At 66.8% G+C, this 22,238-nt stretch carries 18 protein-coding genes; 10 read left to right on the top strand and 8 right to left on the bottom strand.

The genetic code is table 11. The annotated features are described in order from the left end of the window. Window positions 1-2: 2 nt before the first annotated feature. From RND78_RS01105 to RND78_RS01090, 4 genes are all read right to left on the bottom strand, one after another. Window positions 3-2,006, bottom strand: a complete 2,004-nt coding sequence (locus tag RND78_RS01105) for a lipopolysaccharide biosynthesis protein (RefSeq protein ID WP_312725316.1) — start codon at window positions 2,004-2,006, stop codon at window positions 3-5. Beyond that, a complete protein-coding gene (locus RND78_RS01100; RefSeq protein ID WP_312725314.1) occupies window positions 2,003-2,815 on the bottom strand; it encodes a polysaccharide biosynthesis/export family protein in 813 nt (270 codons plus the stop codon). Before RND78_RS01100 ends, RND78_RS01105 begins: the two co-directional genes overlap by 4 nt. A gap of 6 nt (window positions 2,816-2,821) precedes the next feature. Further along, on the bottom strand, window positions 2,822-3,733 hold the full coding sequence (locus RND78_RS01095) for a glycosyltransferase family A protein (protein ID WP_312725312.1): 912 nt from the start codon (window positions 3,731-3,733) through the stop codon (window positions 2,822-2,824). A 71-nt stretch (window positions 3,734-3,804) separates the two neighbouring features. Further along, entirely contained in the window at window positions 3,805-5,244 is a 1,440-nt protein-coding gene (locus RND78_RS01090; RefSeq protein WP_312725310.1) for an undecaprenyl-phosphate glucose phosphotransferase, read from the bottom strand. A 273-nt stretch (window positions 5,245-5,517) separates the two neighbouring features. On the opposite strand from RND78_RS01090, the gene RND78_RS01085 reads away from it, so the two are divergent. The 3 genes from RND78_RS01085 to RND78_RS01075 are packed head-to-tail and all read left to right on the top strand — an operon-like array spanning window position 5,518 to window position 9,353. Then, complete coding sequence (locus RND78_RS01085) at window positions 5,518-6,537, top strand: ligase-associated DNA damage response exonuclease (protein WP_312725308.1); 1,020 nt, start codon at window positions 5,518-5,520, stop codon at window positions 6,535-6,537. Further along, window positions 6,534-8,255, top strand: a complete 1,722-nt coding sequence (locus tag RND78_RS01080; protein WP_312725306.1) for an ATP-dependent DNA ligase — start codon at window positions 6,534-6,536, stop codon at window positions 8,253-8,255. Before RND78_RS01085 ends, RND78_RS01080 begins: the two co-directional genes overlap by 4 nt. A gap of 3 nt (window positions 8,256-8,258) precedes the next feature. Then, on the top strand, window positions 8,259-9,353 hold the full coding sequence (locus RND78_RS01075) for an FUSC family protein (protein ID WP_312725304.1): 1,095 nt from the start codon (window positions 8,259-8,261) through the stop codon (window positions 9,351-9,353). Here RND78_RS01075 and RND78_RS01070 read toward each other — a convergent pair. After that, window positions 9,293-9,757, bottom strand: a complete 465-nt coding sequence (locus RND78_RS01070) for a hypothetical protein (RefSeq protein ID WP_312725301.1) — start codon at window positions 9,755-9,757, stop codon at window positions 9,293-9,295. The genes RND78_RS01075 and RND78_RS01070 overlap by 61 nt on opposite strands. Window positions 9,758-9,792: 35 nt before the next feature. Continuing rightward, the gene (locus RND78_RS01065; protein WP_312725299.1) at window positions 9,793-10,236 is read right to left on the bottom strand and encodes a GNAT family N-acetyltransferase; all 444 of its coding nucleotides are present in this window, start codon (window positions 10,234-10,236) and stop codon (window positions 9,793-9,795) included. Between the two features lie 351 nt (window positions 10,237-10,587). On the opposite strand from RND78_RS01065, the gene RND78_RS01060 reads away from it, so the two are divergent. The 5 genes from RND78_RS01060 (at window position 10,588) to RND78_RS01040 (ending at window position 14,860) form a co-directional block, all read left to right on the top strand. Beyond that, window positions 10,588-11,367, top strand: coding sequence for a transporter substrate-binding domain-containing protein (locus tag RND78_RS01060; protein WP_059226172.1), 780 nt, complete (start codon window positions 10,588-10,590; stop codon window positions 11,365-11,367). A 99-nt stretch (window positions 11,368-11,466) separates the two neighbouring features. Continuing rightward, the gene (locus tag RND78_RS01055) at window positions 11,467-12,204 is read left to right on the top strand and encodes an ABC transporter permease (protein WP_059226171.1); all 738 of its coding nucleotides are present in this window, start codon (window positions 11,467-11,469) and stop codon (window positions 12,202-12,204) included. Further along, window positions 12,201-12,911 (top strand): ABC transporter permease, encoded by a 711-nt coding sequence (locus RND78_RS01050; RefSeq protein ID WP_312725294.1) that lies wholly within the window; start codon window positions 12,201-12,203, stop codon window positions 12,909-12,911. The genes RND78_RS01055 and RND78_RS01050 overlap by 4 nt, the downstream gene beginning before the upstream one ends. 37 nt (window positions 12,912-12,948) lie before the next feature. Continuing rightward, window positions 12,949-14,061: a M14 family metallopeptidase gene (locus RND78_RS01045; RefSeq protein WP_312725293.1), complete on the top strand. Its 1,113-nt coding sequence runs from the start codon at window positions 12,949-12,951 to the stop codon at window positions 14,059-14,061. A gap of 34 nt (window positions 14,062-14,095) precedes the next feature. Next, window positions 14,096-14,860 (top strand): ATP-binding cassette domain-containing protein, encoded by a 765-nt coding sequence (locus tag RND78_RS01040; RefSeq protein ID WP_312725292.1) that lies wholly within the window; start codon window positions 14,096-14,098, stop codon window positions 14,858-14,860. A gap of 85 nt (window positions 14,861-14,945) precedes the next feature. On the opposite strand, the gene RND78_RS01035 is transcribed toward RND78_RS01040, so the two are convergent. Beyond that, window positions 14,946-15,074 carry a hypothetical protein gene (locus RND78_RS01035; protein WP_269085513.1) on the bottom strand — a complete coding sequence of 43 codons (129 nt, stop codon included), beginning with the start codon at window positions 15,072-15,074 and terminating at the stop codon, window positions 14,946-14,948. A gap of 473 nt (window positions 15,075-15,547) precedes the next feature. Here RND78_RS01035 and RND78_RS01030 point away from each other — a divergent pair, with 473 nt between their 5' ends. Together RND78_RS01030 and RND78_RS01025 are read left to right on the top strand one after the other, a co-directional pair. Then, window positions 15,548-16,273, top strand: coding sequence for a TorF family putative porin (locus tag RND78_RS01030; protein WP_312725287.1), 726 nt, complete (start codon window positions 15,548-15,550; stop codon window positions 16,271-16,273). Window positions 16,274-16,637: 364 nt separating this feature from the next. Beyond that, window positions 16,638-17,855: an EAL domain-containing protein gene (locus RND78_RS01025; protein ID WP_312725286.1), complete on the top strand. Its 1,218-nt coding sequence runs from the start codon at window positions 16,638-16,640 to the stop codon at window positions 17,853-17,855. A gap of 15 nt (window positions 17,856-17,870) precedes the next feature. Here RND78_RS01025 and RND78_RS01020 read toward each other — a convergent pair whose 3' ends face one another. Beyond that, entirely contained in the window at window positions 17,871-22,232 is a 4,362-nt protein-coding gene (locus RND78_RS01020) for a DEAD/DEAH box helicase (RefSeq protein ID WP_312725285.1), read from the bottom strand. Between the last annotated feature and the right edge of the window lie 6 nt (window positions 22,233-22,238).

The raw sequence follows: 22,238 nt of genomic DNA, 5'->3' as shown, positions 1-22,238 counted from the left end.
GCTTACCCCCGGGTCCGGTGCAGGAAGTCGAGGAGCCGCGACGGCACCTCGAAGCGGCGGAAGTTGACGATGATGCCGTCGGTGCGCTTGAAGGCGGTGTCGAGCATCGCCAGGGTGCTTTCCAACATCGGCACGGTACCCGAGCGCGCCCGCACCACCAGGGCGATGAGGTCGGCCTGGTGCAGATAGAGGAAGGCCTGACTGTTGGCGGCGAGGGCCGAGGCCACCAGCAGCACGACCTCGCCCGGCTGCGGCGCCACGACCTCCGGCGGCGCGTCCTGGGCACTGTCGAGCAGGCGGACGCTGAAGCCCTGGTCACGCAGCAGGGCGGCCAGCTGCTCGGCGACGAAGCTGCAACCTTCACCATGCCGCGCCGAGGTCAGCCCGAGCCTGAGCCCCTGCTCGCGGATCCGCTCCAGCGGCAGTTGACTCAGCAGCCGATAGAGACTGGCGGTGAAGGCCGGGTCGTCGCGCCCTGGATCATCCAGCTCCTGCAGCGTGGTCCACAGCGGTATTCCGAAGCGGGCCTGCAACCGCCCGCCATCGTGGATGCGCTGATCGAGCAGGTAGCACAGGTAGATCACCAGCAGGCCGACCGCGAGGCCCGCCGGGATGCACAGCAGGATGATCAGCAGGCTCTTGGGAAATACCCGGCTGGGATTGAAGGTAGGCTGCTCGATGATGGCGATGTTGCTAATGCGGCTGCTGTCCAGCGCCCGGTCGATCCGCGCCTTTTCCAGGTTGTCGGCATAGAGCAGGAAATTCTGCTGGGCGACCTGCAGTTCGCGCATGACCCGGCTGATCTCCGGCTCCTCGGCCATCACCTTCTCCAGCTCGGTACGCACGCCGTTGATCTGCAGGTCCTGCTGGGCCAGCTGGGCCTTGAGGCTGGCCAGGCGTACGGTGCCGTCGGCCAATTGCTGCCTGAGATTGACCACGATGCTGTTGGGTGCCCGGTTGGTGCTGCTCTTGACGTGCTCCGCCTGCTGGTTCACCTGCTGTCGGAGCTCGGCGATGTTCTGGTCGATCTGCCTGAGCGGCTCGGTACCCGGCAGGAACACCCGCAGCAGGCGCTCGCGCTCGACGATCAGGCCATTGAGCTGCCGCTGCAGGTCCAGGCGATCCGGGTTGAGAGTGCTGGATTCCTCGGTGATCACCTGCTGCGGCAGGGCGGCGATCTGCTGCCGGGCGCTGTTCAGGGAGGTCGAGAGACTGGCGATCTCGGCACTGGTCTGGAAGCGCTCCGCGGTCATGCGCTGCAGGGCGTTGCTCTGGTCATGCAGGTAGTCCTGCACGCTGCTGCTGCCGATCCGGCCCAGGTAGCCGGCGAGCTGCACCTTGAGCTGCTCCACTCGGCTTCCGGTGCTGGCGGTCTGCTCCTGGTAGAAGGCATACAGGCTCTTGCGCTCCAGACTGGCCGTCCGGGATTCGAGGTAGGCATCCACCCACACCTGGAGCAGCCGCTGCGCCACCGCCGGATCGTCCCAGCGCAGGCTGGCGACCATCACCGAGGAACCCGGCTCGTGGGTGACGTTCAGGCGCTTGATCAGCTCGCCTGCCAGTCGCTCCGCGGGACTCTGGGCCTCGGCCAGCCCGAGGCTCTGCAGGACGGCGCGCAGGCCGTCCTTCACCTCATTGAAAGCCTGCTTGAGCTGCCACTTGATGGTCTTCCACAGGCCGTCGGGCCGGGCGCCGGCACTCAGTTGCAGATAGCTCTCGGCCACCTTGAGGGCGATGGGCCGGCCGGTGAAGAGCTGCTCCTCGTCGAGGATGGGATCGCGCTGGGTGCTGGGCGCCACCAGCGTCTGCCGGTCGCTGGCCTCGATCGGCAAGGTATTGTTCAGGCCCGGTTTGACCAGCAGGCGGGCACTGGATTCGTACTGCCGCGGCAACAGGAAGGCACCGAGGATGGCCACCACCACGGTGACGAAGAAGGCCAGGCGGAATTCGCGACGGAAGATGAAGAACAGGCGCAGCAGGTCGCGCAGGGAACGGATCTCGATCATTGGCAGCTCGCTCCCGGACTGCACACCGTCCGGATGTTGGTATTGCCGCTGTTGCTGATGTCACGCTGATTGAGGTCGTAGTTGAGGCCCACACCGATGCCTTTGTTGATGGGAATCAGGCGGGTGAAGTACATGTCCACCGCCTCGACCGCATTGCCGATGCCCGACTTGGGCACGAAGATCAGATCGCCCCGCTGCAGCGCCACCGGCGGCAGGTTGCCGCTGAGCAGGTCGCTGAAGGCGAAGAAATAGCGCCGGTAGTGCCCGCTGGCGTCCCGCCGGACCAGGGCGATGTTGCCGCTGTCGGCGCTGGGCAACAGGCCGCCGGCGCCGATCAGGGCCTGTTCCACCGAGGCGTCGCCATTGAGCTCGTAGACCGAGGGGTTGTGCACCTCGCCACCGACGAAGATGCGGTTGCTCGGCGCCACGGCGATGTTCACCGTGACCCGGGGTTCGCGGTAGAGCTGGGCGCCCGCCACGGTCAGCCGCTGGGAGACCTGGTCCGGGGTCAGCCCGGCCACCGCCAGGCGACCGACGTAGGGATAGTGGATGTAGCCGTCCGGCTGCACCACGAACAGCGTCTGGCGATCCTCTTCAGCCGGACTGCGGGCGTCGCGGGAGATGCGCAGGGTATCGCCCGGCTGCACCAGCACCGGCGGCGCTGGCTGCAGGGCGAGTTGCGCATAGGCGGCATGCCCGGCGTCCAGGGTGCGGGCATCGGGCAGAGCGATCTTGGCCGGGGTGCCGCAGGCGCTCAGCAGCAGGAGCAACGGCCCGAGCAACAGGCCGTGGAGGAAACGACAATTCATGAGAGATCAGGCCCAGTAGGTGGAGAACATGCTGATGCGCCGCTTCACCGCATTGGGCAGCAGTCGTTCCCGATGACCGAGGCGATAGCCGAGCAGCTTGCAGGCGCTGCGCAGCAGGACCTCGGGAATCCGCCAGGGCTTGCCGGCGGCGCGCAGGGCGCGGATCTCCGCCTCGACGAAGCGCCGCCCCTCGCCCGCCGCCCCGCCGAAGGCGGAGGCGATCCAGTCTTCGCGGCCGTAGAAGACGCCGATGTCGAAGTAGCGGCGGAATTCCTCCAGCAACCGGTAGTCGTGGGAATGCCGCACCTGGGCTTCGGCCACATAGTGCACCGCCCAGCCGCGCAGCAGCATGCGCGCCGCGGTATAGGCGTCCTCGCTGCCGATCACGTCGGTGGGAAAGCCGCCGGCATCCTTGAGCGCACTGCGGCGATAGGCGGAAAAGGAGTTGGAGCTGAAGCAGGTCTTGACCTTCAGCTGGGGCGCATCGCTGAGGCGCTTGATGCGGCTCTCGACGGGATAGTTGAAGGTGCGCGCCTGGGCGCCGAGGATACCGGCGTCCAGGTGCGGCAACTGGCGTCCATAAGCGACGCCGATGTCCGGCGCGGCGAACAGCCCGTCCCGTAGATTGGCCAGGCAGTCCGGGTCGGCGGGAATGGCATCCTGGGTGAGGAAGATCAGCACCTCGGCATCCACCTGCCGGCTGGCCCAGCGCCGCGTACCGCCATGATTGAACTGCTGCGGCTGGATCACCTCGACGCGCGCGCCGAAAGCGCGGAAACGCTCTGCCGTGGCATCCTGGGACTGGGTGTCGACCACCAGCAGTTCATCGGGTTGCAGGGTCTGGGCGGCCAGGGCCGGCAACAGGCGGTCGAGATAACGCTCGGCATTGCGAGTCGGGATGATCAGCGCGGTCTTCATCAAGGCACTCCAGTGCGATACGACGATGAAACAACGATCCGGATAATGGGTTGGCGAGGCTGAGGATTGGCTTAATAGGCCGTTCGGCTCCAGAGCAGCGAGAACGGTGTGCGACAGAGGATGTACAGGTCCAGCCAGAGCGACCATTCCTCGATGTAGCGCAGGTCGTACTCGGTGCGGCGCTCGATCTTGTCCAGGGTGTCGGTTTCGCCGCGCAGCCCATTGACCTGTGCCCAGCCGGTCATGCCGGGCTTCACCCGGTGGCGGGCCGAATACTCCATGACCGCCTCCTCGAACCTGAGGCCGGCTGCCTGGGTCGCCGTGGCATGGGGACGCGGCCCGACCAGCGACATGCTGCCGCCCAGCACGTTGAGCAGCTGCGGCAATTCGTCGAGGCTCAACCGCCGCAGCCAGCGGCCCACCCGTGTCACCCGCGGATCGTCCGGGGTGGTCTGGCGCGCGGCCTCCTGGTCAGCCTGGCAGGCGAACATGGTGCGAAACTTCCAGACCTCGATGAGGCGGTCGTTGTAGCCGTAGCGCTTCTGGCGAAAGAGGATCGGGCCCGGTGAATCCAGCTTGATGGCGAGGGCGATCAGCAGCATGGGCAAGGCCACGACGGGCAGGACCAGGCCTGCCAGCAGCAGGTCCTCGCAACGCTTGAACAACGGTGCCCAGCCGCTCAGCGCCTGGCGCGAGACCCGGAAGAGATGAACGCCGGCGATCTCCGCCAGGGGTGACTGGGCATAGCGCAGAGCCACCAGGTCCGGCACCAGCAGCACGTTCACGGGCAGGCGCTTGAGCACCCGGGTCACCTCGTCGATGCGGCGCTCCGCGGTCCATGGCAGGGCGATGAACACCGTATCCAGCCGCAGCGCCTCGATGAGCACGCGCAGGTCCCGGGTACCGCCCAGCCAGGGCAGTCCGGCCAGGTGTTCCGGCAGGCGGTTCACCGAGCGATCGTCGACGATGCCCACCAGCCCGCAGCGGAAGTCCTGGCGGACCAGCAGGTGGTTGGCCAGCCGCAGGCCATTCTCGGTGGCACCGAGGATCACCGCTCGCTGCAGGTAGATACCGCGCTGGGCGAGCCAGTGGTAGGAAGAAAGAATCAGCAGCCGCATCAGCAGCAGTGACAGCAGGGCGCCGAAGAACCACCTCAGCAGCGGCGCGCGCTGTTCTTCCAGGGAAAAGGGATGGATCTGCTGCAACACGAACAGGCAGAGCACGAAGGCAGTCAGCCAGGCCAGGGTCAGCCGCCGGAAGCGCAGCAGGTTGCTGAACAGCAGATCCCCATACAGCCCGGCGGCCTGGAACACCACCAGCACCAGCAGCACCAGCAGCCCATGGGCCTTCCAGTGCTCGCCGACGGGATAGCAGAAGGCACCCACGCCAACCACCACCAGCGCCTGGAGTATCCGGGTAATCAGTACCAGGTAGGCCGCGCGTCCAGCGCAGCCATACCACAGCCGCTGGAAGGCTCCATCCTTGGCACAGGTCGATTCGACACCGTCCATGCTCGCTCCAGAAAATCCTTGCCAACTGGCAGTCCCACGTCGAACGAACCGGGCGTTTACGCCACCGGTCCAAACAGACGACACCAGAAACCGCTATCACCCGGAACGGGAATAACCGATTCACCTCACGCTCAAATTGTGAACCAGTTCCGATATCAAAGCACTATCACGACCGGGTTATTCGTCAGCTATTTGCCGCCTTCTGCCATGAAGCCCCGAAAAGGACGGCAATTTGGCGCCAATTTACCCATACCTCCCTGAGGACGTTTGCCCATGGATCTCGTCATCGCCCGCCCAGACGGCCTCTATTGCCCGCCGGGCGACTTCTACATAGATCCCTGGCATCCCGTGGAGCGCGCAGTCATCACCCATGGTCATGGCGATCATGCCCGGATGGGCAACGGTCATTACCTGGCGACGTCGGGCAGTGCCGGCATCCTGCGCGCCCGGCTGGGTGCCGACATCAACCTTCAGACCCTGGAGTACGGCGAGGTCATCGACCACCACGGGGTGAAGCTGAGCTTCCATCCCGCCGGCCACGTACTGGGTTCCGCCCAGGTGCGCCTGGAATATCGTGGCGAGGTCTGGGTGGCCTCGGGTGACTACAAGGTGGAGCCCGATGGCACCTGCACCCCCTTCGAACCGGTGCGCTGCCATACCTTCATCACCGAATCCACCTTTGGCCTGCCGATCTATCACTGGCGGCCCCAGGCGGAGATCTTCGCCGAGGTGAATGCCTGGTGGCGGGCCAACCAGACCCAGGGGCTGGCCAGCGTCCTCTACAGCTATGCCTTCGGCAAGGCGCAGCGCCTGCTGCACGGCCTCGATCCCGCAATCGGCCCGATCCTCGCCCATGGCGCGGTGGAGCCGCTCAACCGGGTCTATCGCGAGGCTGGAATCCGCATTCCGGAAACCCACTATGCTGGAGACTTCAAGAAGAGCGATCCGCTGCTGCGCCAGGCCCTGATCATCGCCCCACCCTCCGCTGGTGGCAGTACCTGGATCCGCCGTTTCGGCGAGCACAGCGACGCCTTCGCCAGTGGCTGGATGATGCTGCGCGGCACCCGCCGTCGGCGCGGGGTGGATCGCGGCTTCGTGCTCTCCGACCATGCCGACTGGCCGGGCTTGCTGTGGGCCATCGAGCAGACCGGTGCCGAACGGGTGATGGTCACCCACGGTTCGGTCGCCATCCTGGTGCGCTACCTGCGTGATCAGGGCCTGGATGCCCAGGGCTTCACCACCGAATACGGTGAGGAAGACGATACGCCGGTTACCGCGGAGGCCCAGGCATGAAGGCCTTCGCCGAGCTCTATGGCCGTCTCGACGCCACCACCTCCAGCAACGCCAAGCTGGCCGCCCTGGTGGACTACTTCGGCAGTGCCCCGGCCGCGGACGCCGCCTGGGCGGTCTACTTCCTCGCCGGCGGACGCCCGCGCCGCCTGGTGCCGACCCGCCAGTTGCGCGAATTGACCATGGCCCTCTCCGGCCTGCCCGAATGGCTGTTCGAGGAGAGCTACCAGGCGGTGGGCGACCTGGCCGAGACCATGTCGCTGCTGATTCCCACCGCCGATGCCGGCAATGCCGAGGGCCTGGCTTTCTGGCTGGAGGAGTACCTGTTGCCGCTGCGCGGCCTGCCGCCGGAGGAACTCGCCGAGCGCCTGCCGCCGTTATGGGCGCAACTGGACCGGCAGAGCCTGATGGTCTGCATCAAGCTGATCACCGGCGAATTCCGCGTTGGCGTCTCCAAGCTGCTGGTGACCCGGGCCCTGGCGACCCTGGCCGACCTCGATCCCAAGCGGGTCGCCCAGCGCCTGGTGGGCTACACGGACCTTTCCCATCGCCCCACGGCCGAGGGCTACGCCCGCCTGGTCGCCCCGGAGAGCCCCGACGAACATGCCCAGCGCGGCGGCCAGCCCTACCCCTTCTTTCTCGCCCACGCCCTGCAACTGCCGGTGGAGCAATTCGAGGCGCAACTCGGCCCGGCAGCGGACTGGCAGGTGGAATGGAAGTGGGACGGCATCCGCGCCCAGTTGGTCAAGCGCGATGGCCGCCTGTGGCTCTGGTCGCGGGGCGAAGACCTGGTCACCGACCGCTTTCCCGAATTGCAGCCCCTGGCAGCCCTGCTACCCGACGGTACCGTGATCGACGGCGAGATCGTGGTCTGGAAGGAAGACGCCGCCCCCGACACCCTGCTCAGCAGCGAGGAAGTCAGCGAACACCAGGACCAACGCGATCCGGCCGCGCCCATGCCCTTCGGCGTGCAGCCCTTCGCCCTGCTGCAACAACGCATCGGTCGCAAGACCCTGGGCAAGAAGATCCTCGAGGACGTACCGGTCATCCTGCTCGCCTACGACCTGCTGGAATGGCAGGGCCACGACCTGCGCAGCCAGCCACAACGGCAGCGCCGCCGCCAGCTGGAACAGGTGGTGACCGGCTGTGCCAGCCCGTTGCTGCGCCCCTCGCCGCTGCTGCACGGTCGCGATTGGCAGGATCTCGCCCGCCAGCGCGAGGCTTCGCGCACCCTGGGCGTGGAAGGCATGATGCTCAAGGCGCAGGACTCGCTCTACGGCGTCGGCCGCACCAAGGACATGGGCACCTGGTGGAAATGGAAGGTCGATCCCTTCTCGGTAGACGCCGTGCTCATCTATGCCCAGCGCGGCCACGGGCGGCGCGCCAGCCTCTATTCCGACTACACCTTCGCGGTGTGGGACGGTCCGCCGGACAGCTCGGAGCGCACCCTGGTGCCCTTCGCCAAGGCCTACTCGGGCCTGACCGACGAAGAGATGCGCAAGGTCGACGCCATCGTCCGGCGCACCACCGTGGAGAAATTCGGCCCGGTGCGCAGCGTCGAGCCGACCCTGGTGTTCGAGCTGGGCTTCGAGGGCATCGCCCTGTCCAAGCGCCACAAGAGCGGCGTCGCCGTGCGCTTCCCGCGCATGTTGCGCTGGCGCCACGACAAGCCGGTGGCCGAGGCCGACACCCTCGACATCCTGCAGAACCTGTTGCTCTAGGCGATGGGTGACGACGCCCCCGCCGCCGGCGCACCCGGCGCGCCCCGGGAACCCCGCTGGACGCTGGCGCTCGCCTGCCTGCCCGCCCTGGCGGCGATCCTGCTGCTCGGGCTGCTGACCCAGGCCTGGCTGCCCTGCGTGGTGGCCCTGGGCGGCGCCTATACCGTCGGCTTCGGCGCCTACAAGAGCTTCGCCGACGAGCCCCTGGCCCCCATGCTGGTGGCCGCGCTGGGCATGGCCTTTTCCGCCGTGGTGGGCTCGCTGCTGGGCCACTACCTGCCCGCCCTGGTCCTGGCCGGCGCGCTCTGGGCCGCCTGCTGCGCCTGGTTGTTCGCGGTCGGCAACGGCCCCTGGTGGATCACCCAGCAGTGGACCGTGGCCCTGCTGGTGGCCGGCGGCTTTCCGGGGGATGGACAGCAGGCACTGCTGCGCGGCGGCCTGGTGCTCGCCGGGGGCCTGCTGCAGCTGCTGCTCTTCGCCCTGCTGCAGAAGGCGCTCTACCGCTCCCAATGGCGCCTGCACAGCGGATCGCTCAGGAGGCATCTGCACGCCGTCGTGGTGCTGTTCGAAGACAGATTTCGCCTGGGCCGCTACGGTTTCTACGCCGCCGCGGTGGTCGCCCTCTGCCAGATCCTCAGCAGCGTGCTCGACTACGGCCACGGCTATTGGGCACCGATGACCGCCCTGCTGGTGCTCAAGCCACGCCTGGACGATACCTGGCGCCGAGGACTGGGGCGTCTGGGCGGCACCCTGGCCGGCTGCCTGCTGGCGGGCACGGTGGTCTGGATCGACGCCACGCCTGCCGTGCTGGCCGCGGCCTGCCTGGTCTGCGCCCTGGGGGCCTACCTGCTGCAGGACGGCCGCTATTCGCTGCAGACCCTGTTCATCACCGGTACCACGGTCCTGATGGTGGCCCTGGCGGGCGCTCCCGAGGCCAGCGTCGCCCGCGAACGCCTGGGCAGTACCCTGCTCGGTGGTGGGGTCGCCCTGGCCTTCCTCGCCCTCGAGGGCGGCATCGAACGCCGGCTCTCGCGCCTTCAGCGCTGGCGACGGCTGCGCCAGAAGAAGGCCAGCAGACCGGCCAGGGCACCCAGGTAACTGCCGTCATGCATCCAGGCCGCCAACAGAAAGCCGCGGGCGTCCTGGACGCAGGCCGGCACGCGTTGCGCGCTGCCGACGTCCAGGGCCAGCCCGCCGAGCGCCAGGCCGAGGGTCGCCAGGATCACCGCGCCCAGCACTACCCAGGCGGCGCCCTGCCAGAGCAGGCCACCCCCGCCGTTCCGGCGCCGCACCCACCACGAAAGTGCCAGCCCCAGGGGTAGACCTGCCGCCGCCCCTGCCAGCAGGCCGACCTGGGCCACTCGCCAACGCGGCGCGATGGATTCGTCGAGCAGGCCGAACTGCGGAAATTTTAGGCAGGTGAAGTACTCCGGACCGATGGCATAACTCAGTTGGTCGTGCAAGGCACCATAGAGCGCGGCCAGGGCCACCAGCGCGACCAACCGCCTCGCTCGAACGCCCCACGCCCGCCCCGGCATCAGCTCAATTCCCTGTAGAAACTGTGCAAGCCGGTCCCTAGCGGTCGCGGCAGGTAGCCGCAGTGTCGATAGCCGCAACGCTCATAGAAAGCTGCCGCGTGCGCCGTACGCAGATAGGCCACCCTGGCGCCCAAGACTCGTGCATCGGCTTCCGCCCGCTGCAATAGACGCTGGCCTAGTCCGCGACAGCGATGGGCATCGGCCACCCAAAGCACCTCGATTTCCAGCCCTTCCCAGAACACCCTGCCAAGCAGACCGGCAATGACTCCGGTCGCCTCGGTAATGACCAGACGGATGGGCAGGTCGGCTGACTCGTCCGCCAGCCCCGGATGCTGGGCGCTCACGAAGGCCGCAAAGCCTCTCGTCACCGCCTCCGCGTGGATCGAGGTCGCTATGCAAATGTCATTAGCCGTGTCCGCTGTGCCACCTTCTCTGAGCTTCATCTTCCCCCTGTCCCGTTTCCTTTGCACCCAGCCCCCGTGGCCATTGCTACCGGCCAGGTCGGACGTCTCGCTTACATCTTCGGTTTTGCTACCTTTTTGCCCAACCCGCGAGGAATCGCATCTTTTTAGACCCAAAGCAGTGCGTTCGTCCGCACCATGCAGGAAAGCCGCATCCTTCCGGTGCATAATGCGCGCCGCGCTCCACCCCCACCTGCTACTAGATGTAACCAGCGCGGCAACTGCGTACAGATTTGGGACGATTTTCCCCGGCTGGTAAGCTTATTGCTCCCGCGAGGGCACGGGCGCCGTACTGGCGTCATGATTTCATCCACATTCGCACTAGGATCCGACATGAAAAAAAGCTGGCTGACTCTCTCCGCGCTCGCTCTATGCCTGGCCGCCGGTTCGGCGATGGCCAAGGAATGGAAAGAGATCCGCTTCGGTGTGGACACCACCTACCCGCCCTTCGAATCCCAGGCCGCCGACGGCAGCTTCGTCGGCTTCGACATCGAGCTGGGCGAGGCCATCTGCCAGAAGCTGGACGTGAAGTGCAAGTGGGTGGTGAGTGACTTCGACGGCCTGATCCCCGGCCTGCGCGCGCGCAAGTTCGACGGCATCCTGTCCTCGCTGACCAAGACCCCGGCCCGTGCCGAGCAGATCGACTTCTCCGACCTGCTGTGGTCCGGTCCTTCCTCAATGGTCACCAAGGAAGGCGCCAACCTGCAGGCCACTCCGGAAAGCCTGAAAGGCAAGACCGTGGGCGTCCAGCAGGGCACCATCCAGGAGACCTTCGCCAAGCAGAAGCTGGCGCCCAATGGCGTCAACGTCCAGAGCTACCAGAACCAGGACCAGGTCTATGCCGACCTGGTATCGGGCCGTATCGACGTCGCCATGCAGGACATGCTGCAGGCCGAAGGTGGCTTCATGAAGTCGCCCCAGGGCAAGGGCTACGTGAACACCGCCATCCACGACGAGCTGCTGCCGGCCGATACCGCCATCGGTATCCGCAAGGGCAACGACGAGTTCAAGACCTTCGTCAACAAGGGCATCGCGGCCATCCACGCCGACGGCACCTACGACAAGATCCAGAAGAAGTACTTCGGCGACCTGAACCTCTACGATCCCAAGTAAGGTCTGCACGGTCGACGCCCCCGGTGCCACCGGGGGCGTTCTACGTATGGCCACCGGCGCTCGCCGCCCGCGGTCTCACCAGGCGATTCTCCTAGACGCATGCAGAATTCCTTCGACTCCTTCTTGCAGTCCATCGGCTTGGGCGCGTTCAGCCTGCACGGCTACGGCCCCCTGATCCTGGAAGGCACCCTGACGACCCTCAAGCTCGCCGGCTTCGCGCTGGTGGTAGCCGTCATCCTCGGCCTGCTCGGCGCCTCCGCCAAGCTGTCGCGCTTCACGCCCCTGCGCTTCGTTGCCCAGAGCTACACCACCCTGATCCGTGGCGTACCCGACCTGGTGCTGATGCTGCTGATCTTCTACAGCCTGCAGAACTGGCTGGGCGCCCTTACCGACTACATGGGCTGGGACTACATAGACATCGATCCCATGGCAGCCGGCATTGCCACCCTGGGCTTCATCTATGGCGCCTATTTCACCGAAACCTTCCGCGGCGCCATCCTCGCCGTGCCGCGCGGCCAGGGGGAGGCAGCCCTGGCCTACGGCCTGAGCCGCTGGCAGACCTTCACCCTCATCACCTTCCCGCAGATGATGAGATTCGCCCTGCCCGGCATCGGCAACAACTGGCAGGTGCTGCTCAAGGCCACCGCCCTGGTCTCCATCATCGGTCTGGCCGACCTGGTGCGCGCCTCCCAGGAAGCCGGCAAGGGTACCTTCAAGCTGTTCTACTTCCTGATTGTCGCCGGCGTCATCTATCTGCTCATCACCGCCGTGACCAACGCCATCCTCGGCGCGCTGGAACGGCGCTATCACGTCGGCGTGCGGGAGGCCAAGCGATGATCGAACTCCTGCAGCAATACTGGAAACCCCTGCTGTGGACCGATGGCTACCACATCACCGGCCTGGCCATGACCCTCTGGCTGCTGGTGGCCTCGGTGGTGATCGGCTTCATCGTCTCGGTGCCGCTGTCGGTGGCCCGGGTCTCGGAGCGCCGCTGGCTGCGCTGGCCGATCGGCTTCTACACCTACGTCTTCCGTGGCACCCCGCTCTATCTGCAGCTGCTGATCTGCTACACCGGCATCTACAGCCTGGGCTTCGTGCGTGACCAGCCAATGCTGGGCAGCTTCTTCCGCGACGGCCTGAACTGCACCATCCTGGCCTTCGCCCTGAACACCTGCGCCTACACCACCGAGATCTTCGCCGGGGCCATTCGCAACACCCCCCACGGCGAAGTCGAGGCGGCCAAGGCCTACGGCCTGGATGGCTGGCGCCTGTACGTGCACGTGATCCTGCCCTCGGCACTGCGCCGTTCGCTGCCCTTCTACAGCAACGAAGTGATCATGATGCTGCATTCGACCACCCTGGCCTTCACCGCCACGGTGCCGGACCTGCTCAAGGTCGCCCGCGACGCCAACACCGCGACCTTCCTGACCTTCCAGGCCTTCGGCCTCGCCGCGTTGCTGTACCTGGCGGTGTCCTTCATCCTGATCGGTCTGTTCCGCCTGGCGGAGCGCCGCTGGCTGGCCTTCCTCGGCCCGACCCACTGACCCAAGCGGCCGCGCCTGGCGCGGCCCCGGAGTTATCATGCGCCATCTCACCCATCCGCTGGTCGCCCCGGTCCCGGGCACCGAGCGCTGCATCCACAGCTTCCACTTCGGTCCCGCCGACAGTGGCCGCAAGGTCTATATCCAGGCCTCGCTGCATGCCGACGAATTGCCCGGCATGCTCACCGCCTGGCACCTCAAGCAGCGCCTCCGGGCGCTGGAAGCCGCCGGTGAACTCCTGGCGGAGGTGGTCCTGGTACCGGTGGCCAACCCCATCGGTCAGGACCAGCAGGTCGCCGACGTCCACCTCGGTCGCTACGAGCTGGAAAGCGGGCAGAACTTCAATCGCCGCTTCCGCGACATGACCGCCCAGGTGGAGGCCGCCGTGGCCGAGCGCCTGGGTGACGACGCAGCCGCCAACCAGGCCCTGGTGCGCGAGGCCTTCCGCACGGCCCTGGCCGCGGAATCCGCCACCACCCAGCTCGACAGTCAGCGTCTGACCCTGCAGCGCCTGGCCTGCGACGCCGAGGTGGTGCTCGACCTGCACTGCGATTTCGACGCCGTGGCCCATCTCTACACCACACCGGAAGCCTGGCCCCAGGTTGAACCCCTGGCGCGCTACTTCGGTTCGGAGGCCAGCCTGCTCGCCACCGATTCCGGCGGCCAGTCCTTCGACGAATGCTTCACTCTGCTCTGGTGGAATCTCAACCAGCGCTTCGGCGCACGCCTGCCCATGGGCAGCCTGTCCGTCACCCTGGAACTGCGTGGCCAGTTGGACGTACGCGACGACCTCGCCGGCGCGGATGCCGACGCCATCGTCCATTACCTGCGTCACCAGGGATTCCTGTCCGGTACGGCGGCACCCTTGCCACCGCTGCGCCAGCCGGCGACCCCATTGGCCGCTGCCGAACCCGTGGCGACCCGGCAGGGTGGCGTGCTGGTGCTCAGGGCGCAGGTGGGCGAGCAGGTGGAAGCCGGCCAGGTACTGGCCCAAGTCATAGACCCCATCACCGACCAGGTCGAGGACGTACGCAGCGCCGTCGCCGGCGTCCTCTACGCGCGCTCGAATCGCCGCATGGCCACGGCCGGCATGGTGATCGCCCACGTGGCAGGTACCGAGGCCTACCGCAGCGGCTACCTGCTGTCGCCGTGATCCCTACCCTCTTTCAGCTGTGGAATCCCTATCCATGTACAAACTGACCGTCGAAGGCCTGCACAAGCGTTACGGCGACCACGAAGTGCTCAAGGGCGTCTCGCTCCAGGCCAAGACCGGCGACGTGGTCAGCCTGATCGGTGCCAGCGGCTCGGGCAAGAGCACCTTCCTGCGCTGCATCAACTTCCTCGAACAGCCCAACGAAGTGACCATGACCCTGGATGGCGAGACCATTCGCATGGCCGCCGACCGCGGCGCCGTACGGGTGGCCGACGCGGCCCAGCTGCAGAACCTGCGCACCCGCCTGGCGATGGTGTTTCAGCACTTCAACCTCTGGAGCCACCTGAGCGTGCTGGACAACATCACCCTGGCTCCGCGCAAGGCGCTGGGCGTGAGCAAGGCGGAAGCGGAAGAGCGGGCGCGCAAGTATCTGGACAAGGTGGGTCTGCCGGCGCGTGTAGCCGATCAATACCCGGCGTTCCTGTCCGGTGGTCAACAGCAACGGGTCGCCATCGCCCGGGCACTGGCGATGGAGCCGGAGATCATGCTGTTCGACGAGCCAACCTCGGCGCTCGACCCGGAGTTGGTCGGCGAGGTGCTCAAGGTGATCCGGGCCTTGGCGGAAGAAGGCCGTACCATGCTCATGGTGACCCATGAGATGGCCTTCGCTCGAGAGGTGTCCACCCAGGTGCTGTTCCTGCACCAGGGCGTCGTGGAAGAACAAGGGCCGCCAAGCGAGGTGCTGGTCGCACCGCGTAGCGATCGCCTGCGTCAATTCCTTAGCGGCAATCTGAAGTAGCTATAGGTCCTCAGGCCCTTCGCCATGGGTCTGGGGCCTACCGCAAGGCGTGGGCCCTGCGGTTCACGCTGGCAACGGCTGCTGCTTAGCGCCGCTGCTGAGCGCGGCGCTGGGCAGCCAGTCTTTCGCGCTCGCGGCTGGGGATCGGAATAGCCTTCACCAGACCGAGTCGGGCGAGCAGGTCCAGCACCAGGGCTTGTATACGGTCGTTCATGGAAACTCCTCGAGCCAGCGCTCAATCGGGGACAGCCACCACGGGGCAGCGCTCGCTACCCCTCTCGCTACAATATTGAGTCATTCCGGCTCGATTCAATCCGCTGACCCGCGGTTGTTCATCGCCCTGGCCCTGCCCTTTGTCAATAAATATGTCCCCTGGCCCGTTCCAGCGCGGATTGCAGCCGGCCGCGAATACCTACCCTCCCGCTACGCTGATATCAGAACCCATATCAAATTCCGTGGTCGAGCCAGCCATGTCTAGTTCAATTTACCGAGAACTTCCTGACGAGTGGCAAAAAAAAGCGGCGATCGTTCGTTATCATCGAGGGGCAAGAATGGGTTAGCCACCGTATTTCATCCAATAACAACGAAGTCATCGGGGTGTTCTCACCCGGATGTATTCCCTGCTTGTTGTTATCCCTATATCTCTGCCCTTTTCCTCGAATTCACCGGCACGGCAGGAGTGCTTCCATGAACAGATCGTTGCCTTGTCTCATCGTGCTCGGGTTGCTCAGCAGTCCGGTGCTGGCTGCCAGCTGGGGCATGCAGCGCGAGGTCGGGGATTTTGATCTGAAAATGGGCACGACACCTTCGCGCAGCATGGCCCAGGGCCTGGTGACTCCCAGTTCGGCCGGTATGGGTGGCGGTTTCGATCTGACCCACGACAGTGGCCTGTATTTCGGCCAATGGACGACCAACAATGCGTCTTCCGCCGATACGCCCGTACTGGAGATGGACACCTACGCCGGCTACAAGCACAAATTCGCACCCGGTTACGGTTACGAATTCGGGGTGATCAACTACAGCAATCTGATCCAGAACGTCGAACCCAGCCGCGAGCTGTATTCCGGCATGACGGTATTCGGCAAGCGCCTGGGAGCGGCCTTCGCCAATGACCCGGGGCGCCAGAACGCCTCGCTCTATGCCGATCTCGGCACCCTGCCCCTGGTCAAGACCGGCGTATCCCTCAAGTACACCAACTATGTGCTCGACGCCCCGGCGACGGTCGACAGCGGTGGCCTGGTGCGGAGGTTCAACGACTGGTCGGTGAACCTGAGTCGCAAATGGGTGAACACCCTGTTCAACCTCAGCTACAGCGGCACCAGCCTGAGAGGCGCCGACTGTTCGGTGTATTCGGGGCACAACACCTATTGCGACAACGCCCTGATGCTCAAGGCCTCGCATCCCTTCTTCTAGCGTCCGCTCCCTCATCCATTCCCGCTTATCGTTCCGGCGGCCCTTGGCTATTCACAGGTCCGGCCGAATCCGCACCTTGAGCGACACCTGATCGCCTGCCGTCCTGCGATACCTCGCGGGGATTCTCTTTCGCAACCTGCGGTGATCGAGTCGCCGAGGGAAGCAAGCCGCTGGGTGCTCCTGGCGCCCCAGTCGTACTGCGAACCCTGGCCCTTGTCGCCCAAGAAGGGCCTAGCAGAGCGGTTCGTTCTCGATACAGGCCTTGTCGGAATTGACCTGAATTAGCGATCCTAGGCTTCGACGGTGGCTGGACGGGGCCGGCCGCCGCTGTCTGAAGCCAGCCTTTACCGACAAGGAGCGCTGTATGTTGGTCGCTGATCAGCCTCATCCATTACTCAAATTGCTGTCCCACGACATCGGTGAGCGGGAGTTGCGCGAGTCCCTGAGGGTGGTCCGCCAGTATCTGGGGATGGACGTGGCCTTTCTCGCGCGCTTCCGCAGGACGGATCGGGTGCTGGAACAGGTGGATAGTCGCGCGGATTGTCCGATCTACGAAGGCCAGGTCATTCCCCTGACCGAAGGCTACTGCCAGAAGGTGGTCAACGGCGATTTGCCCGAGTTGATCCCGGACACCTCGCGGATAGCGGCGACGCAACAGATACCGGCGACCGCTTCGATTCCCATCGGCTCGCACATGAGCGTCCCCATCCAGGTGAGTGGCCATATCTATGGCACCTTGTGCTGCTTCGGCTTCAAGCCCAATACCAACCTGGGCGAGCGCGACTTGCAGATGCTGCGTGCCTTCGCCGAGATCCTGGCGCTGCGACTGCACGAAATGGGCGGCGACAGGCGCGTACGCCAGACCATGATCGACGAGATCGAAGCGGCCCTCGCCCTGGGCGCGCCCCGCATCGTCTTTCAGCCGGTCTTCCAGCTGGCTGATCTGCGGCTGCACGGCTTCGAATGCCTGTCGCGCTTCGAGGTGGAACCGCAGCGCTCGCCGGACAAATGGTTCGACCAGGCCGCCAAGGCAGGCATGGGTGCGCAGTTGGAAGAACGGGTGCTGCGCAAGAGCCTGGCCTACCTGGAGACCTTCGCCGCGCCCTACGTTCTCAACCTCAATGCCTCACCGGAGCTGGTGACCTCGACGCTGCTGCGACCGCTGTTCGAGCGCGTGCAGGACCTGTCCCGCGTTACCCTGGAGATCACCGAGCACGCCATCATCGAGGACTACGCGGCGCTGGCCGCTGCCCTCTCCCCCCTGCGGCAGCAGGGCATGCGCCTCGCGGTGGACGATGCCGGCGCCGGCCACTCCAGCATGAAGCACATCCTGCAGTTGCAACCCGACATCATCAAACTCGACATGAGCCTAACCCGGGCCATCCACGAAGACCGCAACCGCCGCGCCCTGGCGAAGGGCCTGCTCGGCTTCGCCCATGAAATCGGTTCCAAGGTCGTGGCCGAGGGGGTGGAAACGGCAGGTGAACTCGACACCCTGCGTGATCTGCAGGTGGATTACGCCCAGGGCTATCTGCTGGGCAGACCGCTGGCCGAAGCCGACGCCGTGGCGCTCATCGGCTGAGCCGGCGCGCGCCGTTCAGCCGGTGCTCGGCACCTGGGGCAGCGGGCGACCGGCAGCGCCGCTGTGCGGCCGCTCGCGTCCCAGTTGCTGCAGCGCCCGCCGTGCCCGCACCTGGTCCGCCGGCGGCAGCTCCACCAGCCACCTGACCTCATTGGTGATACGCGCGGCGATGGGCACCCCATCGCGATAGAGCAGTCGATTGCCGGCCACGGCCGGCACCTTGGTACCGGGCAGCAGGGTGCCCAGCAGATTGAGCGGGTCCAGGGCCGACACACAGACCCAGCTGTCGTCCGCCGGACGCTGGCGCCATTCGCGCAGCGGGGCGATGACGGCCGGATCGGCGAACTGCTCGCCGGAAAGTCCCGCGATGAAACGGCCACCCCGGATCTCGCCGCGGGCCTCCAGGCGGTGGCAGGCGCGCAGCAGATCCCGCCAGGGCGGTAGCAGCGAGCTCTCGCGCTGCAGCAGTTGCCAGCAGAGCACCCCGTAGCGCCGCAGCAGCACCCAGACCAGCCGCTCCACCAAGACGTCCGGCAAACGGGCCTCCACCGCCAGTTCGCGCGGATGCAAGGCAGCCCAGCGACCGGCGTCGTCCATGCCACCATAGAGCGGAATACGTCCGCGACGCGCACCGCTGCGGCTGCCACGCTTGGCCGCCGGCAACAGCAGGGCGCGTAGCCCAGCGAAGCTGTCGGCATTGACCGCCCCGGCACCGACCAACTCGCCCAGCGCCGTCTCCAGCTCGCTGCGCAAGAGCCGCGCCTCGCCCAGCAATTCGTCGAAGTAGGAGGCGCCCCGGCGTATCAGCACCTCCAGTACCCGTTGCGCCTTGGGCGTCAACAGTTCCGCCGTGGGCGCCACGGTCAAGGCGCTCCAGTCCGCCAGATGCCGCCGCGGCAGCAGGACGATGGGCGTGCCCTTGACCGGCCCGCCGCCGCCCCGCCCCGGGGTGGGTAGGCGCAACCAGACCGCCCGCCCGGCGCGACAGAGATCGTCGAGACCCGTGAACAGGTAGTCGGGCAGCCGGCTTGGCAGGATCTCGCTTTCCCAGCCGGCAGCCGCTACCTCGAAGCCTTCCAGCTGGCCCACCACCTGTTCCAGCCCTTCCCCGCCCTTCAGGGTCGCCGGTCCGGCCAGGTGGTGATGATCCAGCAGGAATCTCAGGTAATCCGCCAGGGCCACCGGCTCGATGGCTTTGCGCAGCCGGCCCAGGGTGTAGCGATGGATGCGGGCTAGCAGATGCCGCTCGCACCATTCCACCGCCGTGCCTGCCGGCGTGAAACGCCCCTGCAGCACGTAGCCTTCGCGCTGCAGGGCCAACAGCGCCGCCGTGAGGCGTTCCGGAGGCAGGCCGAGGCTGGCGGCCAGGGCGGCCTGGTCGATGGGCCCCAGGGCGGTCAGCCGGGCGCGCAACAACTCGACCAGCGCCGTCTCGGCATCGACGGGTACCGGGAAGCCAGGCGGCGGACTGAGCGCTGGCTCGACAGGGGCTACGGGAAACAGCTGCTGGAACGCCGGTAGACGCTCGGCAGCGATCCATAGCGTCGCCGCGGGCAGGCGCAGCCGTCCCGCGCGCCGGGTCTTGCTCAACTGGAGTGCCTGGGCTCGCCGCGGCGCCACCTCCGCCTCGGTGAGAAAGCCCACGCCCAGCAGGGCCTCGTGCAAGTCATCGGCGGTTTCCAGCCGCGGCCAGGCTTCGTCGCGCACCAGGGCGATGGCGGCCGGATCCAGGGCGCCGAGGTCGTCGGGATCGGCACCGCCGAAGCGGCGATTCTGCACCGCCAGGGTCCGGCGTTCCTCGACCGGGGCATCGTCCAGGTAGGCATAGGGCTTGGCCGTGAGCACCTCGGCCGCCAGGGGCGAAGGTCCGGGCAGATCGCGGGTCAGCAAGGTCAGCTGGCCGGCGCCGATCCGCTCCAGCAGGGCCAGCCAGCCGCGGCTGTCGAGGGAGTCGTGCAGGCAGTCGTCCAGGGTCTGGCGGACCAGTGGGTGGTCGGGCACCTGGCGCTCGCCGGAAAGGTTTTCCAGGCAGGCGACCTGATCGGGAAAGACCGTGGCCAGCAGGTCTTCGCTGCGCATGCGCTGCACCTGGGTAGCGACCTTGCGTCCAGCGCTGAAGCGCGGCAGGGCCAGCGCCGTGGTGGCGTTCCAGCGCCAGCGCACGGCGAACAGGGGGGCGTCGAGCAATGCCTGAATGAGGACGTGTTCCGCGGTGGCCGGATGCAGGTAGCGCCAGACCTCGTCGAGCACGAAGCTGTGGCTGGTGGCCAGCGAGAGGATCAGGGCGTTCTCGGTGGCCGCCGCCTGCAACTCGACATTGAAGTGGCGGCAGAATCTCTTGCGCAGGGCCAGGCCCCAGGCCCGATTGATCCGGCTGCCAAAGGGCGCATGGATGATCAGCTGCATGCCGCCGGCCTGGTCGAAGAAGCGCTCCATGACCAGCGTCTGCTGCGTCGGCAGCGCGCCGAGGGCCTGGCGTGTGCGACCGAGATAGTCCACCAGTTGGCGGGCGGCGCCCTCCTCCAGCTCATAGGCCGCGCCGATACGGGCGATGGCGGGTTCCGGCGTCTCGCCCTTGGCGGGCAGCAGGGGTTCGAGATCCGCCCGCAGGCGGGCCAGGCCGGCCGACAGCTCGTCACTGCGCCCAGGCGCCTCGCCGTGCCAGAAGGGAATGTTGGGCGGCTGGCCCTTGGCGTCTTCGACCCGTACCCTGCTGCCTTCGATCTTGACGATGCGGTAGGCGGTATTGCCGAGCTGGAAGACATCGCCCACCAGGCTTTCGAAGGCGAAATCCTCGTTGACGCTGCCCACGGTATGACCCTGGGGCTCGAGCAGGACGCTGAAGTCGCCACTTTCCGGGATGGTGCCGCCGCTCATCACGGCAGTGGCCTTGCCGCCGCGACGGCCCCGCAGCAGGCCGTTGACCGCATCGCGGTGCACATAGGCCGCGCGGGGACCGCGGCGGTCGCTGTAGCCCTGGCTGAGCATCTCCACCACGGCGGTATAATCGGACTCGCCAAGGTCCGCATAGGGCTCGGCCTGGCGCAACACGGCCAGCAGGCCCGCTTCCGACCACTCCTGGCAGGCCACCTCGGCCACCAGTTGCTGGGCCAGGACGTCCAGCGGCGCCCGGGGGATGTGCAGGGTGTCCAACTCGCCGCGGCGCACGCAGTCGAGCAGCGCCACGCACTCCACCAGGTCGTCCCGCGAGGTGGGGAACAGCCGCCCCTTGGGCAGGCCGCCCACCTGGTGATTGGCGCGCCCGACGCGCTGGAGGAAGGCGGCGATGGAGCCGGGCGAACCGATCTGGCAGACCAGGTCGACGTCGCCGATGTCGATGCCCAGCTCCAGGGAGGCGGTCGCCAGGAGCAGCCGCAATTCGCCGCGCTTGAGACGCTGCTCGGCGTCCAGCCGCTGTTCCTTGGCCAGGCTGCCGTGGTGGGCAGCGACCTGGGCGTGGCCGAGGCGATCCGACAGCTGCCGTGCCATGCGCTCCGCCAGGCGCCGGGTATTGACGAACACCAGGGTGGTGCGGTGCGCCTCGGCCAGTTCGGCGAGGCGGTCGTAGACCAGTTCCCAGGCCTGGGTGGACAGCATCGCCTCCAGGGGAATGGGTGGCACCTCCAGGGCCAGGTCGCGGGCGCGCTGGTGGCCGATGTCGATCACCGTACAGGGCCTGGGCTGCCCCTGGGCATCGCGCCCGACCAGGAAGGCGGCCACCGCGGCCAGAGGCTTCTGGGTAGCGGACAGACCGATACGCTGCAGCGGACGACCCGTGAGGGCCTCCAGGCGCGCCAGGCTGAGCGTGAGATGACTGCCCCGCTTGCCATCGGCGATGGCATGGATCTCGTCGACGATGACGCCGCGCACGCTGGCCAGCAGGCGTCGACCGGAATCCGAGCCCAGCAGTACGTAGAGGGATTCCGGCGTGGTGACCAGCAGATGGGGTGGCCGCCGGCGCATGGCCGCCCGCTCCTTCTGCGGGGTATCGCCGGTGCGCACCGCGGTGCGCAACTCCAGCGGTGGCAACTCCCGGGCCTCCAGGGCTGCACCGATCCCGGCCAGCGGCTCTTCGAGATTGAGGCGGATGTCGTTGGACAGGGCCTTCAGCGGTGATACATAGAGCCAGAGACAGGCCTCGGGCAGGCCGCCGTCGCGCAGCGCCTCCTGCACCAGGCCGTCGAGCACGGCGAAGAAGGCGGTCAGGGTCTTGCCCGAGCCAGTCGGCGCCGCCACCAGCACCGAGGCGCCGGCGCGAATGGCCGGCCAGGCCTGGAGCTGCGCCGCGGTCGGCGCGGGAAAGCGCCCCGCGAACCAGCTACGAGGGGCCTCGTGGAAGTCCGCCAGGACAGCGGTGGCAGGCGTAGATAGGGTCATGGCTCC

Origin of the sequence: Pseudomonas oryzihabitans (genome assembly GCF_032027545.1) — a bacterium.
Lineage (GTDB): Bacteria > Pseudomonadota > Gammaproteobacteria > Pseudomonadales > Pseudomonadaceae > Chryseomonas > Chryseomonas oryzihabitans_F.
The sequence above is the reverse complement of the archived record's forward strand: the minus strand, read 5'-3'. Positions and strand labels throughout refer to the sequence as shown.

What these genes read in the sequence shown, in the direction of transcription:
- RND78_RS01105 (WP_312725316.1), bottom strand. Translation starts at nt 2,006, where the DNA reads ATGATCGAGATCCGTTCCCTGCGCGACCTGCTGCGCCTGTTCTTCATC.
- RND78_RS01100 (WP_312725314.1), bottom strand. Translation starts at nt 2,815, where the DNA reads ATGAATTGTCGTTTCCTCCACGGCCTGTTGCTCGGGCCGTTGCTCCTG.
- RND78_RS01095 (WP_312725312.1), bottom strand. Translation starts at nt 3,733, where the DNA reads ATGAAGACCGCGCTGATCATCCCGACTCGCAATGCCGAGCGTTATCTC.
- RND78_RS01090 (WP_312725310.1), bottom strand. Translation starts at nt 5,244, where the DNA reads ATGGACGGTGTCGAATCGACCTGTGCCAAGGATGGAGCCTTCCAGCGG.
- RND78_RS01085 (WP_312725308.1), top strand. Translation starts at nt 5,518, where the DNA reads ATGGATCTCGTCATCGCCCGCCCAGACGGCCTCTATTGCCCGCCGGGC.
- RND78_RS01080 (WP_312725306.1), top strand. Translation starts at nt 6,534, where the DNA reads ATGAAGGCCTTCGCCGAGCTCTATGGCCGTCTCGACGCCACCACCTCC.
- RND78_RS01075 (WP_312725304.1), top strand. Translation starts at nt 8,259, where the DNA reads ATGGGTGACGACGCCCCCGCCGCCGGCGCACCCGGCGCGCCCCGGGAA.
- RND78_RS01065 (WP_312725299.1), bottom strand. Translation starts at nt 10,236, where the DNA reads ATGAAGCTCAGAGAAGGTGGCACAGCGGACACGGCTAATGACATTTGC.
- RND78_RS01060 (WP_059226172.1), top strand. Translation starts at nt 10,588, where the DNA reads ATGAAAAAAAGCTGGCTGACTCTCTCCGCGCTCGCTCTATGCCTGGCC.
- RND78_RS01055 (WP_059226171.1), top strand. Translation starts at nt 11,467, where the DNA reads ATGCAGAATTCCTTCGACTCCTTCTTGCAGTCCATCGGCTTGGGCGCG.
- RND78_RS01050 (WP_312725294.1), top strand. Translation starts at nt 12,201, where the DNA reads ATGATCGAACTCCTGCAGCAATACTGGAAACCCCTGCTGTGGACCGAT.
- RND78_RS01045 (WP_312725293.1), top strand. Translation starts at nt 12,949, where the DNA reads ATGCGCCATCTCACCCATCCGCTGGTCGCCCCGGTCCCGGGCACCGAG.
- RND78_RS01040 (WP_312725292.1), top strand. Translation starts at nt 14,096, where the DNA reads ATGTACAAACTGACCGTCGAAGGCCTGCACAAGCGTTACGGCGACCAC.
- RND78_RS01035 (WP_269085513.1), bottom strand. Translation starts at nt 15,074, where the DNA reads ATGAACGACCGTATACAAGCCCTGGTGCTGGACCTGCTCGCCCGACTC.
- RND78_RS01030 (WP_312725287.1), top strand. Translation starts at nt 15,548, where the DNA reads ATGAACAGATCGTTGCCTTGTCTCATCGTGCTCGGGTTGCTCAGCAGT.
- RND78_RS01025 (WP_312725286.1), top strand. Translation starts at nt 16,638, where the DNA reads ATGTTGGTCGCTGATCAGCCTCATCCATTACTCAAATTGCTGTCCCAC.
- RND78_RS01020 (WP_312725285.1), bottom strand. Translation starts at nt 22,232, where the DNA reads ATGACCCTATCTACGCCTGCCACCGCTGTCCTGGCGGACTTCCACGAG.